We start from the raw sequence: 274 nt of genomic DNA, 5'->3' as shown, positions 1-274 counted from the left end.
GTCAATGTCTTGATCAATTGCAGTTAAGCCATAAATGCGTTCGAAAATCGGCAATAATTCATCTAAAGAAAAATGCTTTTCAAAAGAGCGTAAAATCCGACTATGTTCAGTTAACTGTGTATCTTCATGATCAATTAGCAACTCTTCATACAACTTTTCGCCTGGGCGGAGTCCAGCATACTCAATCGCAATATCACCAATATCTGCACCTTCTTCACGAACTTTCAAACCACTCAACGCAATCATTTGACGGACTAAATCTTGAATACGAACA

The 274-nt window shown here is 38.0% G+C and carries 1 protein-coding gene; it reads right to left on the bottom strand.

All coding sequences use genetic code 11. From position 1 onward, the window contains the following. A partial coding sequence (locus tag GUI70_RS23180) for a polysaccharide biosynthesis protein (RefSeq protein WP_161884567.1) occupies positions 1-274 on the bottom strand: 274 nt, incomplete at both ends.

The organism is Deinococcus alpinitundrae, from assembly GCF_009982895.1.
Lineage (GTDB): Bacteria > Deinococcota > Deinococci > Deinococcales > Deinococcaceae > Deinococcus > Deinococcus alpinitundrae.
The sequence above is the reverse complement of the archived record's forward strand: the minus strand, read 5'-3'. Positions and strand labels throughout refer to the sequence as shown.